This window comes from Aliiroseovarius sp., assembly GCF_965228805.1.
In the GTDB taxonomy this organism is placed as follows: Bacteria; Pseudomonadota; Alphaproteobacteria; order Rhodobacterales; family Rhodobacteraceae; genus JASBTN01.
Genome location: NZ_CBDDIE010000003.1, coordinates 214,869 through 231,447, shown reverse-complemented (window position 1 = coordinate 231,447; position 16,579 = coordinate 214,869). Strand labels below are relative to the sequence as shown.

Genomic DNA, 16,579 nt, shown 5'->3' with positions numbered 1-16,579 from the left:
TGCATGACGTTTGCATAGTGAATGGAAATTCCATAAAGAGCGGTGGAATCATTCGCCAATCTGTAAAATGCCGAGGAAATCATGCAGGTCGATGATACGGACCGCCGCATCTTGCGTCGATTGCAACAGAATCCCGAACTGGTCGGTTCCGAACTGGCCGAGCTGGCCGGTGTCACCGTGGCCACCTGCTCGCGCCGCCTTGAAAAGCTCACCCGCGCGGGCATCCTGCGCGGCCAGCACGCAGTGATCCACTGGCCCAGCCTGGGCTATGAGGTTGAGGTGTCGCTGCGCATCACGTTGGACAAGACCAACCCGCGCGCCTTTGATGAGTTCCTGGCCGAGGCCCGTCTGGTGCCCGAGGTGATCGAGATCCAGACCTTCCTGGGCCGGGTCGATGTGCGCCTGAACCTGGTGGCCCGTGACATGGCGCATTACCAGCAAATCTACCGCACCCGCATCCTGACCCTGCCGCATATCGCCGATATCGAGGCCCTGGCCCAGGTGGCGACGATCAAGACCGACGAGGTGCTTCCGCTATGATCCTGGACGAGACCGACCGAAACTTCCTGCGTGCCCTGGCCGAAGATGCGACCCTGTCGGCGGGTGAGTTGGGGCGGCGCTTCGGCCTGTCTCAACCGGCCGCCTGGCGGCGGGTCAAGCGGCTCAATGACAGCGGCATCATCGCCGGGCGCCGGGTGGACCTGGACCGCGAGGCGCTGGGCTTTGGCGTGACCGTCTTCCTGGGCGTGAAACTCGCCACCAAGGGGCGGGTCAGCCTCGAAGATTTCGAACGCGCCGTAGCCGCCATTCCCGAGGTGCAGACCGTGGCCCATGTCTTGGGGCTCTACGACTATCGCCTGCGCGTGGTGGCCCGAGACCTGTCGGATTTCGAACGGGTGCTGAGGCGCCGCATCATGACCCTGCCCGGGGTCGGGGATGTGGAGGCGAACGTGCTGTTGAGCGAAGAGCGGCGGCCGGGCCCGATCTGAAACCGGGCGGCGCGCGAAATAATTCGGGCCATTTCCTGTGAATTTTTGTTTTGAAACCGGGTGCAGTTCCGGTTCAAATCGCGAATGCGCGGAAATCCGGCGTTTTTCGCCCGTCATGCGCCATAATCCTGGTGCCGAATGCCGCCTGTCACTTCAAAGGAGCCGCCCATGCACGCCTTGCGCCCCGATATCGATCCCGATGGGATGTTGGAATTTTCGGTTGTTTTCACCGACCGCTCGCTGAACCACATGTCCAAAGCCTTCCAGGGGGTGATGAACGACATCTCCGCCACCCTGCGCGAGGTCTACAATGCCGATGCGGTGGCCGTGGTGCCCGGTGGCGGCACCTATGCCATGGAGGCCGTCGCCCGCCAGTTTGCCACCGGCAAGCGCGTGATGGTGATCCGCAACGGGTTCTTTTCCTTCCGCTGGAGCCAGATCTTCGAGATGGGTGGCATTCCCGCCGAGGAAACCGTGTTGAAGGCCCGCCGGGTTGGCAATGACCGTCAGGCGGGCTTCGCACCCGCCCCGATCGAGGAAGTCACCGCGCGCATCGCCGCCGAGAGGCCGGATGTTGTCTTTGCCCCGCATGTGGAAACTGCCAGCGGCATGATCCTGCCCGATGACTACCTGAGTGCCGTGGCCGAGGCCGTGCACGCGGTGGGCGGCATCTTCGTGCTGGACTGCATCGCCTCGGGCTGTGCCTGGGTCGACATGAAGGCGACCGGGGTGGACGTTCTGATCTCGGCCCCGCAAAAGGGCTGGTCGGCGCAACCCTCTGCCGGTTTGGTCATGATGAACGAAACGGCGCGGGACCTGGCGAAAGGGGCGACCTCGACCAGCTTTGCCGTGGACCTGGGCAAGTGGCTGTCGATCATGGAGGCCTATGAGGGCGGCGGGCACGCCTATCACGCCACCATGCCCACGGACGCCCTGCGCGCCTTCCGGGACGCGATGCTGGAGACCAAGGACTACGGCTTCGACAAGCTGCGCGATGCGCAGTGGGAGCAGGGCGACCGCGTGCGCGCTCTGCTGGCCGAGAAGGGCATCAAATCCGTCGCCGCCGAGGGTTTTGGCGCGCCGGGCGTGGTCGTGGCCTATACCGATGATCCCGAGGTGAAGATGGGCAAGCCCTTTGCCGCCGAAGGGGTGCAGATTGCCGCCGGCGTGCCGTTGATGTGCGACGAGGGCGATGATTATTCCTCGTTCCGGCTGGGGTTGTTCGGGCTCGACAAGCTTTATGACGTGGATGCGAGCCTCGATCGCCTGAAACAGGTGATCGACAAGGTCCTGTAAAACAATAGGGGCGCCATTTGGCGCCCCTTCGTTCATCGGGAGGGGGAGGGGTCAGCCTTTGCCGCCCGCCATCCAGACCAGCATGATGTAGATCACCGGCACCAGCGCCACGGCGACCAGGCCCACGCCGGTCAGGCCCATGGCCAGGAAGGCAACGCCCAGGGTGGCGATCAGGCCGGCGACGATGCCGAAGCCGATGATCTCGGCGCGGCGTTCAGCCTTGGGGTCGGTGGTGTGATGGGTGGTTTCAGCTTCGGTGGCGGCCGGGGTCTGGCTCATGTCCATGGGATGCTCCTCTGTTCGCGTGCAGGGTATATGGTTCACACGCGAACAAATTCCTACGCCAAATGGGCCAAGCGCGGCGCTATGCCGCATCGCAGCAATTCAGGGTAGAGTTGCCCCGTGAGGCTCAGCGCGGTCCAAGCCCGGCCCGCATAACCCCTTTGCGCAGGGGGGTGACATCATGCACGGTCTTCAACCCCGCCAGGCGCACGGCCTGCAACGTGGCTTCCCCCGAACGGGCCACACGGTTGAACAGGTCAATCACCCGCGCGCGCTGGGCAATGTCGGATTTGCGCGCCTTTTCATAGGCCTGCATCATCTCGGAGCTGCCCAGATCGCCCCGATGCGCCTCGGCCAGGGCGGCCAGAGCGATGAGGTCATTCAGCGAGGTGTTCAGCCCCTGCGCGCCAATCGGAGGCAGGGCATGGGCGGCCTCGGCCATCACGGCCACGCGGCCGGACACCAGCTGGTCGGCGGTCTGGGTAATGATCGGCCAGATCGACCGGCGCCCCTCTAGCCGCATGTGACCCAGCAGGCCGGTGGAGCGGTGATACATCACCTCTTCGAACTCCGGCACGTCCATTTCCATCAGCTCCACCGCGCGCGGGCCAAGGTTCATCCAGACGATGGCAGAGGCATGGCGCCCGTCCATGTCGGGCAGGGGTACGATGGTGAAGGGGCCGCCCTCGTTGTAGATCTCGGTCGAGATATTCTCATGTGGCGTGTCATGGGTGACGGTAAAGGCGAGCGACTTCTGGCCGTAGCGGGTGGTGCTGACCTCGATCCCAACCGCCTCGCGCAGGGGGGAGAATTTGCCATCCGCCGCCACGCCCAGGCGCGCGCGCACTTGGTCGCCATTGTCGAGGCCCACGATGACCTCGCCGGTGCGCTGCACGATGGATTTGAAACCGGTGCCGTAAAGCGCGGTGATCCGCGCCTGCCCCTGCAAGTAGGACCAAAGCTCGCGCCGCACGACCCAGTTCATCAGGTTCCAGCCGAAGGGATCGTCCCCCATGTCATCCGCGCGGAAGCTGCGGCGTTCGCGTTCGACCGGCGGCCAGCCGGTGGTGTCGATCACCTGCAACTGGTCGAGTGGCTTGGCGTGGGGCGCCAGCACGGGCCAGAGCCCACAGGCGTCAAACAGTTCCCGTGCTGGGCGCAGGAAGGCGGTCGAGCGCAGGTCAGAGCCGTCCAGATCCGCCTCGGTCACCGGTGGAACCGGGTCGGCCATGACCACGGAAAACCCCTTGGTGGCAAAGACACAGGCCGCGACCTGACCCGCGATGCCGCCGCCCGAGATGAAGATGTCTGCGCGGTGGATCGTCATGCGGGTCTCCGTTTCGGGGGGAGGGTGCGTGCCAGGCCGGACAGGAAGTCGGTCAGGTCGGCGGTGTGGTGGTGGATGTGATCGGCTGGGGCGGCTTCGGGCGCGACATGCACCGTGCGCATCCCCATTGCGTGGGGCGCGGCCAGGTTGCGCGCGTCATCTTCGAACATGGCGGCCACGGTGGCATCCAGCCCGTCCTTGGCGAACACGGTTTCAAAGGCCACCTGCTCGGGCTTCGGGCGAAAGCCCGCGTGTTCCACGCCATAGACCGCATCGAACAGCCCGCCCAATCCGCGCGCTTCCAGAACGCGGCGGGCGTAGGGTTCTGACCCGTTGGTATAGACGATGCGCCTTCCGGGCAGGTCGGTGATATGGGCGCGCAGGTCCATGTCCTGTTCCAGATGGCTCAGGTCGATTTCATGCACATGGGTCAGGTAGGGGGCCGGGTCGACGCCGTGTTCCTCCATCAGCCCCGCCAGAGTGGTGCCGTATTTCGCCCAGTAATGGCTGCGCAGACGGTCGGCCTCGGGTTCGGTCACGCCCAGGGTTTCGGACACCCAGGCCGTCATGCGCACCTCGATCTGGTCGAAAAGCCGCGCCTCGGGCGGATAAAGCGTATTGTCCAGATCGAAGACCCAGGCGGAGACATGAGAGAAAGCGTCGGCAACCATGGCCGGAAGCTAGGCGCCAGGCGTCGGTTTTGCAATGGTCTGCGCTTGATGTTCAGGCACAAGGGTGCATAGTCTTTGCCGACCGAAGGAGACAGCCGTGAACGAGACCAAACCGGGCCAGAAAGATGCCTATGAACTGATCCTGGATGCCATCGACGTGGGCGTGTACCGCCCTGGCGACCGGCTGGTCGAAAGCGAATTGGCGGATCGTTTCGGCGTCTCGCGCACCCCCATTCGCGAGGCGTTGCAGCGGTTGGAGACGCAGCGGCTGTTGGCGCGGGATGGGCGGTCGTTGATCGTCGCGTCCCTGAACCACAACCAATTGGCCGAGCTTTACGCGGTCCGCGCCGAGCTTGAAGCGCTGGCCGCACGCCTGGCTGCACAGCACGCCGCGCCGGAGGAAATCAAGGTTCTGCGCGACATGGTGGACGAGGACAAGGGGCGGCTCGACAACCCCGAGGAGCTCGCGCGCACCAACCGGCGTTTTCACAAGCAGCTGCATCTGGCGTCGCACAACCGCTACCTGGTGCAGCAGCTGGACATGGTGCACCGGACCATGGCGCTGCTGGCGACCACGTCACTTGCGGCCGAAGGTCGGGCAGAGAATGCGGTGGGCGAACACGAGGCGATCGTTCAGGCGATCGAGGCGCGCGATGGGGACGCCGCAGGGGCTGCCCTGCGTGCCCATATCAGCCAGGCGTTCGAGACGCGGCTCAAGCTGGACGCGGCTGCGTCGGATCGTCGCTGAGCGCCTCGTCGTCCTCGGGGTCGTGGTCATCAAATATCCCGTGCACCGTCTTGTCCCAGTAGAAGGGCTTGTGCAGGATTTCCCCCAACCCCTTCAACGCGGCCAATGAGGCAAGCGGATAATAGAAGTGCAGCGTTGGCACCCACCACCGCAGCCAGCGGTGTTTCTCGCCCGATACGGCCATGACACCCACGGCGATGTTCAGAAGCTCTGAGGCCAGGAACACCGCGCCAAGCCCCAGGAACATTCCCATCGGCATGACGCCGACCAGCGGGTGGGGCAGGCCCAGCGGCAGGGCCCAGAAGGTCCAGAGCACCGGGGCCAGCACGAATTGGCTAAGCGTGCCGGCAAACAGGATCTGCACGCCGATAAACTTCCACCATCCCAGCTCGCGCAGCAAAGCGCCCGGGTCACGCATCGCCACGCCCCAGGTCATCGCATAGCCCTTGATCCAGCGGGAACGCTGCTTGACCCAGGGCCAGACGCGGCAGTTGGCCTCTTCCTGGGTCACGGTTTGGATCAGCTCGGTGGTATAGCCGTGGCGCGCCAGGCGAATGCCCAGGTCGGCGTCCTCGGTCACGTTATGGGCGTCCCAGCCCCCCAGTTCCTCCAGCGCCTCGCGGCGAAAGAACAGCGTCGTGCCGCCAAGGGGTACGGCGAAGCCCATCTGCTCCAAGCCTGGCAGCACGATACGGAACCAGGCGGCATATTCCACGGTGAAACAGCGGCTCAGCCAATTGGTGCGCGCGTTGTAGAAATCCAGCACGCCTTGCAGGCAGGCGACCTCGGGTCCGGCTTCGGAGAAGCGGCGGGCGATCTTGTGGATCTGGTCGGGGTCCGGGGCATCCTCTGCGTCATAGACACCGATGATGGAGCCGCGGCAGAAATCCAGCGCGAAGTTCAGCGCGCGCGGCTTGGTCTTCACCGCCCCGCGCGGCACGGTGATCTGGCGCATCCAGCGCGGCAGGTCGGAGCGGGCGATGGTTTCCTGGGTCAGGGTGTCGTCCTCTTCGACCACCAGGCAGATGTCCAACAGTTCGCGCGGGTAGGAGATGGCAGAGAGGCGTTTCACCAGGCGACCCGCGATTTCTGTCTCGTGAAACAGCGGGACCATGATCGACACGGTGGGCAGCTTCTGCATCCCACCCTTGCGGCGGCGCGACAGGAATTCGACATTGCTGCGGGCGGGCTCGACAGTGTCGCCTGCGCGGCGCTTGCGCAGGTAGTAGACGGCGGCAACAGCACGGATCGCGGCGTTTAGAACCAGGGTCAGCACCGCCCAGGCGGTCAGCAGGGCAAAGCCTGCCACCGGGGCGGCGATGAACAGCGCGATGATGCCCACCAATATCGCCACCGCCAGCCGCCCGACCGGGCCACGGTCCCAGGTGCGGCAGCTTTCGTGATCCGCCACACGCGTTTCGGCGCGGATGGCCAACGAGCGGTGGCGGGCGGCGATCAGGGCTGTCTGAATGTCCTCTTCGGGGGCGATGGCGAGGTGGAGGCGGCCGAATTCGGCAGGCATCTGCGCCTTGAGCGCTTCGAACTGGTCGGGGCGCGAGCAGATTAGCACCGTGGCCGCGCCCACGCGCTTCCAGGGCAGGACGGCGTTTTGAATGCAGAACTCGGCGCCCAGCCGGTCGATCAGCCGCACGTCGGGCGGTTCGGATTTCAGATCAGCGATGGAGGTGTTGTACTGCAACGCCAGCGCGGCATAGAGGTCAGCGCGGGTCACGAAACCATTTGCCAGAAGGATGTCGCCGAAGCGTGCCTCTTCACGTTGCTGCAGGGCAACGGCAGTGGCAAGATCCTCGTCCGACAGGGCCCCCATCTGCCGCAGAAGCTGCCCGAGCGGCGTGCGCTTTGACCCCTGCGGGGAGACCGCCGGTCGTGTCGTGACGAGTTTCAACTTGTGGACGGTCATTGCGGGGCTGCGAGTCGGACGTGGTTAACGTATCGACCCTGCCGCAAGGAAGGTTAACAGCGCGTTAACCCCATCTTCATACAGGTGAATTCAACGAAAAACCGGGGCCTGGGCCCCGGTTTCGATGTTCGTCAGCCGCGTGCGTCCATCGCCTCGGCGAATCGTTCGAACAGGTAATAGCTGTCCATCGGGCCAGGACTGGCTTCGGGGTGGTATTGCACCGAGAAGACCGGGCGGTCCTGCATGCGGATGCCACAGTTGGAGCCATCGAACAGCGAGACATGGCTTTCCACCACGCCCTCGGGCAGGGTCTGGGCGTCCACGGCGAATCCGTGGTTCATCGAGGTGATCTCGACCTTACCGGTGTCGTGATCCTTGACCGGATGGTTGGCGCCGTGGTGGCCGTGGTTCATCTTGATCGTCTTGGCGCCGAGCGCCAGGGCCAGCATCTGGTGACCCAGGCAGATGCCGAAGATCGGCAGATCGGTGGTCTCCAGGATGGTCTTGATCATCGGCACGGCATATTCACCGGTGGCCGCCGGGTCGCCGGGGCCGTTCGACAGGAACACACCATCGGGATTGTGGGCCAGCACCTCGTCGGCGGTGGCGGAGGCCGGCAGCACCGTCACGTCGCAGCCAGCCGAGGCCAGGCAGCGCAGGATGTTGCGCTTGGCGCCGAAGTCCAGGGCGACGACCTTGTGGCGGGCGCCTTCCTGTTTCGGGAAACCGTCCGGCCAAGCCCAACGCATCTCGTCCCACTTGTAGCTTTGCGCGCAGGTCACGTCCTTGGCCAGATCCAGCCCTTCGAGACCGGGGAAGGCGCGGGCCTGGGCCAGCAGGTCCTCGATGTCGAAATTGCCCTCGGGGTCATGGGCGATGGCCACGTGGGGGGCGCCCTGCTGGCGGATCGCGCGGGTCAGGCGGCGGGTATCGATGCCGCCGATGCCGATGCGGCCGCGCTTGGCCAGCCAGTCGGTCAGCTCGGACACCGAACGCCAGTTCGAGGGGTCGGTCGGATCCCATTTCACCACCATGCCGGCGGCGACCGGGTCGCCGGTCTCGTCATCCTCGGGGTTCACGCCGACATTGCCGATGTGCGGGAAGGTAAAGGTCACGACCTGGCCTGCGTAGGACGGGTCGGTCATGATCTCCTGATACCCGGTCATTGCGGTGTTGAAGCAGAGCTCTGCTGTGGTCGTGCCGGTGGCGCCGAAGCCCATCCCGTAGAAGATTGTGCCATCTGCCAGCACCAGGCAGGCGGTCGGTTTGGCGGTTTCAGGCTGGATGGCGGTGGCGGCTGACATGATCGACTCCCCGTGGTCAAACTGGCGGGAACCTAAGGGGGGGAATGGCCCGGGTCAAGGGGCTGCGGATTCGCGGGGAAATTTCACATTTCCCTTGAAAACAAAGGCTTAGCGCGATGCCTGCCCGGTTGATTGCGGAAGGCGGTTTGGGTAAGTTCGAAACTTCGGACAAGCACGGGGATGCAAAAGACCGATGGACATGCGCAGCCGGGTGATGGACGCCCTGAAAACCGCGATGAAAGAGAAGGACGCCGAGCGTCTTTCGACCCTTCGCCTGATCAACGCCGCAATCAAGGACATGGATATCGACCTGCGGGGTAAGGGCGAGGAAGACGCCGAGGTCACCGATGCCGATGTGCTGGGGATTCTGGGCAAGATGGTCAAGCAGCGCCAGGAGTCGGCCCGCGCCTACGAGGAAGGCGGGCGGCTGGAGCTTGCCGAGAAAGAGCTGTCAGAGATCACAGTGATCGAAGAGTTCCTGCCGCGCCAGCTGTCCGAGGAAGAGACCGCCGCCGCGGTCGAAGCGGCCATTGCCGAGGTCGGCGCCGAGAGCATTCGCGACATGGGCAAGGTCATGGGCGTTCTGAAGGCCCAGTACACCGGCCAGATGGATTTCGGCATGGTTGGCCCGATGGTGAAGGCCAAATTGGGCTGAGCCCCGTCTATCCTGTTGTTCAATGGAGTGCGCTTCGCGCACGCTTGATGTCTCGTGGGGCCCTGAGGCCCCGCTCGGGCGTGACGCGTTACTGACGACTTTTCACCAGGGTCAGGACGGATTGCAATTCGTCGAACAGGGCGGGGCGTTCGTCCTCCGAGAGGAAGGCGCCTAGTTCGACGGTGCGGCCATTGCCGGTGAGGGTGATGTAATTCGGAACAGGCCCGCCGGTCTTGTGCATCTCGACCGTGACCCAATAGGGGTTTGCCTGCCAGCTTTGTCGCCCGCGCTGGGGACCGTTTCGCACCAGCTCGACATGATCGGGCCAGAGGCGCAGTTCTTCCAGGATTTCGCCGTCCTTGTAGCTCTTTTCAATGAAGAACCAGAGGCCACCCAGGGCGGCGAGCGCGAAGGGCAGGAGGCCCCAGAGCAGCGCCGTGCCGATCAGTGGGAACAGCGGGATCATCAGGAACAGAAAGGCCATGCCGATGAAACCGACGAAACCACGCCGGGGCAGCGATCGGAAGGGCCAGGCGTGGAGCTTCGCCACGGGCGGGTCTCCGGCGGTGAAGCTGGGCGGGTGGTCGGCCGGGGGCGGTTCGGTCAGGCGCGTGACCCATTCCGTGGGCATCAGCGGCGCCTCAGGGCTGAAATTGCCATGACCGCGATCAGCAGGGCCACCGAGAGTGGCATGGAAAAGATCAGGGCGGCACTCGCCGTGTTAACTTTGGTGAACAGGGCGCGCATCTGATCGAAGTCCTCGACCGTGGAAAATGCAAGGGCCAGGCGCGGTAGGAACCAGCCTGCGACCTGCGCTATCAGCAGGCTGAAGGCTCCGGCCCAGGCCACGGGGCGGACTAGCAATGCGTTGTGGCGTTCCAGCGCCCAAAGGGGCAGGGCGAGGCCGAGGCAGACGAGCCCCATGGTTATAAAATGGCTGGTCGGTGTCGCGATGTAAAAGGTGCCCTGCAGGTCACTCGCGCCAGAGGATGGGGCATAGAGGCCCGGTGCGGCCTCCAGCAGCAAGGTGTTCAACCCGGCGCCTGCCAACAGCACCAGACCGGCGCTGGTTAACGTGGCCCAAATACGCGCGGTGCGCCAGGCGACCAGGATCGGGATCAGCAGGGTCAGGGCCTGGATCAGATCGGCGAGGCTCATGTGGGATTACCCGTGTCGAAAAAGAAAGGGCCCGGACGTTTCCGCCCGGGCCCGATGTGGTTCAGGGATTAGTGCGAGTGGCCCTTGTCCCAGTCTTCCTGCTTGGGCAGGATTTCGAACGTGTGCTCCGGCGGCGGGCTGGGCAGGGTCCATTCCAGCGTATCCGCATATTCGTTCCAGTAGTTCGCCTTGGTTTCGCGACGGCCAGCCAGCAGGCTGTAGGCCACGATGCCGATGAACAGCAGGAACGAGGCAAACGAGATCATCGCGCCGATCGAACTGATCTTGTTCCAATAGGCGAAGGCTTCCGGATAGTCGATGTAGCGGCGCGGCATGCCCTGGCGACCCAGGAAGTGCTGCGGGAAGAAGGTCAGGTTCACGCCGATGAAGAACAGCCAGAAGTGCAGCTTGCCCAGGAACTCCGGATACTGACGACCGGTCATCTTGCCGAAGTAGAAGTAGATCCCGGCAAAGATGGTAAAGGCCGCGCCCATCGACATGGTGTAGTGGAAGTGCGCCACGACGTAGTAGGTGTCGTGATAGACGCGGTCCACACCGGCCTGGCTCAGCACCACGCCGGTCACGCCGCCGATGGTGAAGAGGATCAGGAAACCGAGGGCGAAGAGCATCGGCGTCTTGAACTCGACCGAGCCGCCCCACATGGTGGCGATCCAGCTGAAGATCTTCACGCCGGTGGGCACCGCAATGACCATTGTCGCAAGCATGAAGTAGCTCTGCTGCTGCAGGCTCATGCCGACCGTGTACATGTGGTGCGCCCAGACGACAAAGCCCAGGAAGCCGATGGCGATCAGCGCCCAGACCATCGGCAGGTAACCGAAGATCGGCTTGCGCGCGAACGTCGCGAAGACGTGGCTGACAAGACCGAAGCCGGGCAGGATCACGATATAGACTTCCGGGTGGCCGAAGAACCACAGGATGTGCTGGTACAGGATCGGGTCACCGCCACCGGCCGGATCGAAGAAGGTCGTGCCGAAGTTGCGGTCCATCAGCAGCATGGTGATCGCGCCGGCCAGGACGGGCAGCGACAGGAGGATCAGCCAGGCCGTGACGAAGATCGACCAGGCAAACAGCGGCACCTTGAACAGGGTCATGCCCGGGGCACGCATGTTCAGGAAGGTGGTGATCATGTTGATCGCGCCCAGGATCGACGAGGCGCCCGAGACGTGCACGGCGAAGATCGCCAGGTCCATCGAGGTGCCCGCTTCGGTGGTCGACAGCGGCGGGTAGAGCACCCAGCCCACGCCAGAGCCCAGCTGGTCATTGCCTCCGGGCGACAGCAGCGAGGCGACGCCCAGGGCGACACCGGCCACATACATCCAGAAGGACAGGTTGTTCATGCGCGGGAAGGCCATGTCCGGCGCGCCGATCTGCAAGGGCATGAAATAGTTGCCGAAACCACCGAACAGGGCGGGAATGACGACAAAGAACATCATCAGAACGCCGTGGTAGGTGATCATCACGTTCCAGAGGTGCCCGTTCGGCGTACATTCGGCCGAGGCATCGGCGATGAAGCGCGCGCCCTCGAGACACATGTACTGGACCCCCGGTTCCATCAGCTCCAGTCGCATGTAGACCGTGAAGCTGACCGAGATGAAGCCGGTGATGCCGGCAACGATCAGGTACAGAAGCCCGATGTCCTTGTGGTTGGTGGACATGAACCAGCGCGTGAAGAACCCGCGGGTATCTTCGTGGTCATGGCCGTGAATGGCTGCGTCCGCCATGTATGTGCCTCCCTCTGGGGTTTTCCTTGAGCCAGGATACAGAGAGTCACTCCGCGTCCATCATGGGCTTGGAATGTTTTTAAGGGGCGAATTGTCGCAGGGCAACGGGTCGCAGCGGGGCGGAGGCAAAAAAGTGGCGCTTCATGCGGCTCTGTTGTGCAGTTGCGGCAGGCGCGTTGGGCGACCGAGGGGGATGGTGGCGCTCACAGGGGTTGCGGTGGGCGAATCGCGGCCTGTCCCAGGGGCGGTGCTGTGGCAGGAAATCCGGGCCGAAAGGGAAAACCCCGCCCCTGCACAGGCAGGGGCGGGGTCTGAAATGTGTTGCGGCCTGGGCGCGTTACGCCCGCCGTAACTTAGCTGTCGCTGTCAGCTTCGCCTTCAGCCTCGCCTTCGCCCTCACCGTCGGTCATTTCGGGCGCCGGGGCCAGGCTGGCCAGGAAAGCGGCGACGTTGGCGGCTTCTTCATCCTTGCGCAGCTTGAAGGTCATGTTCGATTTGGCGGACCCGCCCAGCTGTTCGGCCAGGAAGGCCTTCGGGTCCATGGTGTAGGCGGCCAGCAGCTCTTCGGTCCAGACCAGACCACCTTCACCAGCGGCGACCAGTGAATCGCCATACTTGCCGAAGTCTTCGGCGGTGCCGGCCTGGCGACCGATGATGCCGTAAAGGTTCGGACCGGTCTTGCCGCCCTTCATCAGAACCTCGCCCTCGGGGTCGATGACGGCGTGGCAGGCCTTGCACTTCTTGAAGACCTTCTCGCCCTTCTCGATGTCGGCTTCGGCAAAAGCGGCGCCCGACAGGGCAAGAACGGCGGCGGCAGTGGACAGAATGATTTTCATGAGATCCTCGCTGGGTGACATTCCTTGCTCGGCACTATGTAAGGGGAAACGGCCGTTTGTGAAAGTGTCTGGCTGTGGCAGATTGCCACGGTTGTTCAGGCTTCGGCGGCCAACAGCGCATCGGCGCGGGTGAAAATGTCGGCATAGACCGTCTTGGCCTTGCCCCTCTGGCGCACCGCTTTCACCGCGTCGTAATTGCCCGAGACATCGCCAACCAGGATCAATCCGACCATGCCCAGGCTGCGATGCGGGGTGCAGTAATAGCCATAGGCGCCTTCCGTCGTCAGCGTCACCTCGACATCCTTCGAGATCTTGCCGTCCCAGGTTTGGCCACCCTCTGGCAGCATGTTGGCGGCCGAGGCCGAGTTGTGGCCCTTATCCACGGTGACGAACCGGATCGTGTCGCCGGGCTTGGCACGCAGGATGTCCGGTACGAAGACGTTGCGCTGCTTGCTGTCCTCGGGGTGTTTGTTCAACATTTCAACCACATGGGTCTTGGGGGCATCGGTGGTGGTGTCGTCGGAGGCCATGAGCCCGCTGGGCAGGGTGCTCAGACCAAGGCTTGCACCGAGCATCTTCAGGTGTGTGCGTCGGGTTTGGGGCATGGGAGGCTCCTCGATCTTGTGTGATGTGCTTCGGAGGACGCTGTCCCCTGGCGCATCAGCTTGTTGTGGCCGGAGTCAGGCCTCGAGTTCGAAGACCTGTTCGAAACTGCGGCGCAGGGCGATATCGACATCAGCCATGGTGACCGGCAGTCCCAGGTCGACCAGGCTGGTCACCCCGTGTTCCGAGATGCCACAGGGCACGATGCCGGAGAAATGCTCGAGGTTCGGTTCAACATTGATCGAGATACCGTGAAAGCTGATCCACTTGCGCAGGCGGATGCCGATCGCGGCGATCTTGTCCTCGGGGGACTGGCCGGTGACGGTCAGCGGTTTGTCGGTGCGGGTGACCCAGACGCCGACCCGGCCCTCGCGGATCTCGCCGGTGACGTTGAATTCGGCCAGGGCGGCAATCACCCATTCCTCAAGCTGTTTGACGAAGCGGCGCACGTCATGGCCGCGTTTGCCCACGTCCAGCATGACATAGACCACACGTTGACCAGGGCCGTGGTAGGTATATTGCCCGCCGCGCTTGGAGGGGTGCACCGGAAAGCGTTCCGGATCCACCAGGTCGGCGGGGTCGGCGGAGGTGCCGGCGGTGTAGAGCGGCGGGTGTTCCAGGAGCCAGATAAGCTCGTCCGCCTCGCCGCGCGCCATCGCGTCGGCGTGGGCCTCCATGCGTGCCACGGCGTCCTCATAGGGCACGAGCCCTTCGGTTGTTTCCCAAGTCACCATGCGATGGGACTTAACCCCTGTCGCGATGCGGGACAAGGGGCGCGGCCAGCCGGGGCATCGAGCCCCGTCCGGCCGCCACCTCCGCCGCCGTTTGTGCGGGGTGAACGGGCGGTCTTGTCGGTGGGGTGGACGGTAGGTGCGATTTGCAAGGTTGGCGCGTCGTTTTCCTCTTCACAAGCCCGCGGGGCTCGGATAAACACCGCGCACCTAGCCTGACTTGCGGTCGTGGCGGAATTGGTAGACGCGCAGCGTTGAGGTCGCTGTGAGGTAACACTCGTGCGGGTTCGAGTCCCGCCGACCGCACCAAGCCTTCCCTTATCGAGAACCGTTAATCCGCTGCTCAAGCGCGGAGCCCGCGTAGCTGCCATAGGCCTTGTCCAGCAGGGGGATCAGCTCTTCCAACTGGTCGTCGCTGGCCTGACCCGGATTTTCGGCCACGCGGGCGACCAGGAGTTCTTCGATCTCGGGACAGATGCCGTGGCGCTCGATCATCAGGGTGATCGCCTGCCCCTGCATTACTTCCGACAGCATGTCCCACTGTCGCAGCAGGCGGGTGTAGGCAGGAACGAAATTCACGTCGAGCAGCGCCATGAAAGTGGCCAGGGGTTCGCCGAACTGGAACTCGTCGCTTTCCCACAGGCTTTCAGTTGAGCGCTGGAGATCCTGTGCAGCGATCAGCAACTGTTCAAAGCGCGCCAGAATTTGCGCGATACGTGGGCGCAGAGAGGTTTGCTTGTGAACAGCCACCCAAAACTCGGGGTTGGTGGCGTATTCGGGATCGAACTCACCGCCGCTTTTGCTGACCTCGTTGTCCGCCGACATGTCCAGGGCGAATGCGAAATAGTCGCTGTTGCCCAGTTCGTCGGCAATCAGGTCCAGTGCTGCGTCAACATCATTCAAGCTGCGTTCGAGCGTTGCGGGGGATGCAGGATCCACATTGGGAATACGCGCCACCAGAAGACAGTTGCGGGTGTCGTGAAAAAGGGTCGGTGCCATGGGGCCTCGTGAACTGATACGTTTTGCCTGCGCAGATGCGCAGCGCATCAGGTCACTCCTGAGGCTGAAATGAGGTGATTTCTAGGTATGGTTGAGCGACATCAGATCCGCACCTCGACCCCCGGCAGGTCCAGCGCCTTCATCAGGTCGCGCAGCTCCTGACGAGCAGCGACGTTCGAGATGTTCATCTGTCCCAGAACCCCCACATCGCGCAGGTCCAGAAGGGTCAGGCCCCGCGGAAAGAGTTCGCGGAAGATGACACGTTCATTGAAGCCCGGCGCCACGCGAAAGCCGATGCGCTTTGACAAGGCGTCCAGCGCGGCACCCATCTTCTTCTTGTTGTGCATCATTTGCGCGCCCAGACGGTTGCGCACGACGACCCAGTCGATCGGTTTCAGCCCGGCCTGCGCGCGCAGTTGACGGGCATTCCAGACCATTTCCGAATAGACCGAAGGTCGGGTGATCTTGCCGCTGTCCGGGTCCACATGGGCCAGCAGGTCAAAATCCACGAAACTGTCATTGAGCGGTGTGATCAGCGTGTCGGCCAGCGAATGGGCGACCTGGCTCAGGCGCGTGTGCGAGCCGGGGCAGTCGATCACGATGAAATCCGCGTCCGGCTCCAGTCCGGCGACCGCCAGTGACAGGCGGCGGTCATAGGGGTTTTCGCCGGGGCTCAGGGCCGAGCGATCCACCTCTGGCAAATCACGATAGTCGGGGGTGGGCAGTTCCAACCCGATCCCTTCCATTGTCTTGCGGCGGTTTTGCACGAAACGGCCGAAGCTCTTCTGGCGCAGGTCCAGATCCAACACGCCAACCGAATGCCCCATACGCGCGAGCGCCGTGGCCACATGCATGGAGACGGTGGATTTGCCCGCTCCGCCCTTTTCGTTCCCGACGACGATGATATGCGCCACGATACTGTCCCTTCGTTACCCAAGGCCCCGTCTTTGCGCGGGGGTTGGCGAACTATAATTCCCTGTCCGGGCGGTTGGAAGAGGCATCAGAGAGATGGATTGAAAAGAGCGCAGGGCGGCAACGAAAAACGCCGCCCCCGGGGGAGCGGCGTTTCGGTGAAACCATCAGGTTTTGGCTCAGAAGCCAAAGCCTTCGTATTTCGATTTGAACTTCGACACGCGGCCGCCGGTGTCCAGCAGGCGGGCACCGCCACCGGTCCAGGCCGGGTGCACGGTGGGGTCGATGTCCAGCTGGAGAACGTCGCCTTCGGCGCCCCAGGTGGATTTCATCTGATACGAGGTGCCGTCGGTCAGCTTGACCTCGATCATGTGATAGTCGGGATGCAGATCCTTTTTCATGTCG

At 63.6% G+C, this 16,579-nt stretch carries 19 protein-coding genes and 1 tRNA gene; 6 read left to right on the top strand and 14 right to left on the bottom strand.

The window, feature by feature from the left end; all coding sequences use genetic code 11:
- Positions 1-81 precede the first annotated feature (81 nt).
- The 3 genes from ACO07D_RS02185 to ACO07D_RS02175 all read left to right on the top strand — a co-directional run bounded on the left by ACO07D_RS02185 (position 82) and on the right by ACO07D_RS02175 (position 2,285).
- Entirely contained in the window at positions 82-540 is a 459-nt protein-coding gene (locus tag ACO07D_RS02185) for an Lrp/AsnC family transcriptional regulator (protein ID WP_421701297.1), read from the top strand.
- Entirely contained in the window at positions 537-989 is a 453-nt protein-coding gene (locus ACO07D_RS02180) for an Lrp/AsnC family transcriptional regulator (protein ID WP_421701296.1), read from the top strand. Before ACO07D_RS02185 ends, ACO07D_RS02180 begins: the two co-directional genes overlap by 4 nt.
- Positions 990-1,157: 168 nt before the next feature.
- On the top strand, positions 1,158-2,285 hold the full coding sequence (locus ACO07D_RS02175; RefSeq protein WP_421701295.1) for an aminotransferase class V-fold PLP-dependent enzyme: 1,128 nt from the start codon (positions 1,158-1,160) through the stop codon (positions 2,283-2,285).
- 51 nt (positions 2,286-2,336) lie between these two features.
- Here ACO07D_RS02175 and ACO07D_RS02170 read toward each other — a convergent pair whose 3' ends face one another.
- From ACO07D_RS02170 to ACO07D_RS02160, 3 genes are all read right to left on the bottom strand, one after another.
- Positions 2,337-2,570 (bottom strand): hypothetical protein, encoded by a 234-nt coding sequence (locus ACO07D_RS02170; protein ID WP_421701294.1) that lies wholly within the window; start codon positions 2,568-2,570, stop codon positions 2,337-2,339.
- A 124-nt stretch (positions 2,571-2,694) separates the two neighbouring features.
- On the bottom strand, positions 2,695-3,894 hold the full coding sequence (locus tag ACO07D_RS02165; RefSeq protein ID WP_421701293.1) for an FAD-dependent monooxygenase: 1,200 nt from the start codon (positions 3,892-3,894) through the stop codon (positions 2,695-2,697).
- Complete coding sequence (locus ACO07D_RS02160; protein ID WP_421701292.1) at positions 3,891-4,565, bottom strand: pyrimidine 5'-nucleotidase; 675 nt, start codon at positions 4,563-4,565, stop codon at positions 3,891-3,893. Before ACO07D_RS02160 ends, ACO07D_RS02165 begins: the two co-directional genes overlap by 4 nt.
- A gap of 97 nt (positions 4,566-4,662) precedes the next feature.
- Here ACO07D_RS02160 and ACO07D_RS02155 point away from each other — a divergent pair, with 97 nt between their 5' ends.
- The gene (locus ACO07D_RS02155; protein WP_421701291.1) at positions 4,663-5,313 is read left to right on the top strand and encodes a GntR family transcriptional regulator; all 651 of its coding nucleotides are present in this window, start codon (positions 4,663-4,665) and stop codon (positions 5,311-5,313) included.
- Here ACO07D_RS02155 and ACO07D_RS02150 read toward each other — a convergent pair.
- Positions 5,279-7,234: a glycosyltransferase family 2 protein gene (locus tag ACO07D_RS02150; protein ID WP_421701290.1), complete on the bottom strand. Its 1,956-nt coding sequence runs from the start codon at positions 7,232-7,234 to the stop codon at positions 5,279-5,281. The genes ACO07D_RS02155 and ACO07D_RS02150 overlap by 35 nt on opposite strands.
- Positions 7,235-7,365: 131 nt before the next feature.
- The gene (gene carA, locus ACO07D_RS02145) at positions 7,366-8,538 is read right to left on the bottom strand and encodes a glutamine-hydrolyzing carbamoyl-phosphate synthase small subunit (RefSeq protein ID WP_421701289.1); all 1,173 of its coding nucleotides are present in this window, start codon (positions 8,536-8,538) and stop codon (positions 7,366-7,368) included.
- A gap of 193 nt (positions 8,539-8,731) precedes the next feature.
- On the opposite strand from carA, the gene ACO07D_RS02140 reads away from it, so the two are divergent.
- A complete protein-coding gene (locus ACO07D_RS02140; protein ID WP_421701288.1) occupies positions 8,732-9,193 on the top strand; it encodes a GatB/YqeY domain-containing protein in 462 nt (153 codons plus the stop codon).
- 88 nt (positions 9,194-9,281) lie between these two features.
- Here the strand turns inward: ACO07D_RS02140 and ACO07D_RS02135 are convergent, their stop codons facing one another.
- From ACO07D_RS02135 to lipB, 6 genes are all read right to left on the bottom strand, one after another.
- Positions 9,282-9,824, bottom strand: a complete 543-nt coding sequence (locus ACO07D_RS02135) for a DUF2244 domain-containing protein (protein WP_421701287.1) — start codon at positions 9,822-9,824, stop codon at positions 9,282-9,284.
- Complete coding sequence (locus ACO07D_RS02130) at positions 9,824-10,351, bottom strand: hypothetical protein (RefSeq protein WP_421701286.1); 528 nt, start codon at positions 10,349-10,351, stop codon at positions 9,824-9,826. Before ACO07D_RS02130 ends, ACO07D_RS02135 begins: the two co-directional genes overlap by 1 nt.
- Before the next feature lie 68 nt (positions 10,352-10,419).
- Positions 10,420-12,093, bottom strand: coding sequence for a cytochrome c oxidase subunit I (locus ACO07D_RS02125; RefSeq protein ID WP_421701285.1), 1,674 nt, complete (start codon positions 12,091-12,093; stop codon positions 10,420-10,422).
- Between the two features lie 353 nt (positions 12,094-12,446).
- A complete protein-coding gene (locus tag ACO07D_RS02120; RefSeq protein ID WP_421701284.1) occupies positions 12,447-12,929 on the bottom strand; it encodes a c-type cytochrome in 483 nt (160 codons plus the stop codon).
- A gap of 95 nt (positions 12,930-13,024) precedes the next feature.
- Positions 13,025-13,534, bottom strand: coding sequence for a pseudoazurin (locus ACO07D_RS02115; RefSeq protein WP_421701283.1), 510 nt, complete (start codon positions 13,532-13,534; stop codon positions 13,025-13,027).
- 75 nt (positions 13,535-13,609) lie between these two features.
- The gene (gene lipB / locus ACO07D_RS02110) at positions 13,610-14,266 is read right to left on the bottom strand and encodes a lipoyl(octanoyl) transferase LipB (RefSeq protein ID WP_421701282.1); all 657 of its coding nucleotides are present in this window, start codon (positions 14,264-14,266) and stop codon (positions 13,610-13,612) included.
- A 219-nt stretch (positions 14,267-14,485) separates the two neighbouring features.
- Here lipB and ACO07D_RS02105 point away from each other — a divergent pair.
- Positions 14,486-14,572, top strand: a tRNA-Leu gene (locus tag ACO07D_RS02105).
- Positions 14,573-14,581: 9 nt separating this feature from the next.
- Here ACO07D_RS02105 and ACO07D_RS02100 read toward each other — a convergent pair.
- The 3 genes from ACO07D_RS02100 to rpmE form a co-directional block, all read right to left on the bottom strand.
- A complete protein-coding gene (locus tag ACO07D_RS02100) occupies positions 14,582-15,262 on the bottom strand; it encodes a hypothetical protein (RefSeq protein WP_421701281.1) in 681 nt (226 codons plus the stop codon).
- A 101-nt stretch (positions 15,263-15,363) separates the two neighbouring features.
- A complete protein-coding gene (locus tag ACO07D_RS02095; RefSeq protein WP_421701279.1) occupies positions 15,364-16,176 on the bottom strand; it encodes a division plane positioning ATPase MipZ in 813 nt (270 codons plus the stop codon).
- 177 nt (positions 16,177-16,353) lie between these two features.
- A complete protein-coding gene (gene rpmE / locus ACO07D_RS02090) occupies positions 16,354-16,575 on the bottom strand; it encodes a 50S ribosomal protein L31 (protein WP_300517176.1) in 222 nt (73 codons plus the stop codon).
- Between the last annotated feature and the right edge of the window lie 4 nt (positions 16,576-16,579).

Coding starts and splice junctions, on each gene's coding strand:
- ACO07D_RS02130 (WP_421701286.1), bottom strand. CDS start 10,351: ATGAGCCTCGCCGATCTGATCCAGGCCCTGACCCTGCTGATCCCGATC.
- ACO07D_RS02180 (WP_421701296.1), top strand. CDS start 537: ATGATCCTGGACGAGACCGACCGAAACTTCCTGCGTGCCCTGGCCGAA.
- rpmE (WP_300517176.1), bottom strand. CDS start 16,575: ATGAAAAAGGATCTGCATCCCGACTATCACATGATCGAGGTCAAGCTG.
- ACO07D_RS02100 (WP_421701281.1), bottom strand. CDS start 15,262: ATGGCACCGACCCTTTTTCACGACACCCGCAACTGTCTTCTGGTGGCG.
- ACO07D_RS02185 (WP_421701297.1), top strand. CDS start 82: ATGCAGGTCGATGATACGGACCGCCGCATCTTGCGTCGATTGCAACAG.
- lipB (WP_421701282.1), bottom strand. CDS start 14,266: ATGGTGACTTGGGAAACAACCGAAGGGCTCGTGCCCTATGAGGACGCC.
- ACO07D_RS02120 (WP_421701284.1), bottom strand. CDS start 12,929: ATGAAAATCATTCTGTCCACTGCCGCCGCCGTTCTTGCCCTGTCGGGC.
- ACO07D_RS02170 (WP_421701294.1), bottom strand. CDS start 2,570: ATGGACATGAGCCAGACCCCGGCCGCCACCGAAGCTGAAACCACCCAT.
- ACO07D_RS02175 (WP_421701295.1), top strand. CDS start 1,158: ATGCACGCCTTGCGCCCCGATATCGATCCCGATGGGATGTTGGAATTT.
- ACO07D_RS02135 (WP_421701287.1), bottom strand. CDS start 9,824: ATGCCCACGGAATGGGTCACGCGCCTGACCGAACCGCCCCCGGCCGAC.
- ACO07D_RS02150 (WP_421701290.1), bottom strand. CDS start 7,234: ATGACCGTCCACAAGTTGAAACTCGTCACGACACGACCGGCGGTCTCC.
- ACO07D_RS02125 (WP_421701285.1), bottom strand. CDS start 12,093: ATGGCGGACGCAGCCATTCACGGCCATGACCACGAAGATACCCGCGGG.
- carA (WP_421701289.1), bottom strand. CDS start 8,538: ATGTCAGCCGCCACCGCCATCCAGCCTGAAACCGCCAAACCGACCGCC.
- ACO07D_RS02160 (WP_421701292.1), bottom strand. CDS start 4,565: ATGGTTGCCGACGCTTTCTCTCATGTCTCCGCCTGGGTCTTCGATCTG.
- ACO07D_RS02165 (WP_421701293.1), bottom strand. CDS start 3,894: ATGACGATCCACCGCGCAGACATCTTCATCTCGGGCGGCGGCATCGCG.
- ACO07D_RS02115 (WP_421701283.1), bottom strand. CDS start 13,534: ATGCCCCAAACCCGACGCACACACCTGAAGATGCTCGGTGCAAGCCTT.
- ACO07D_RS02140 (WP_421701288.1), top strand. CDS start 8,732: ATGGACATGCGCAGCCGGGTGATGGACGCCCTGAAAACCGCGATGAAA.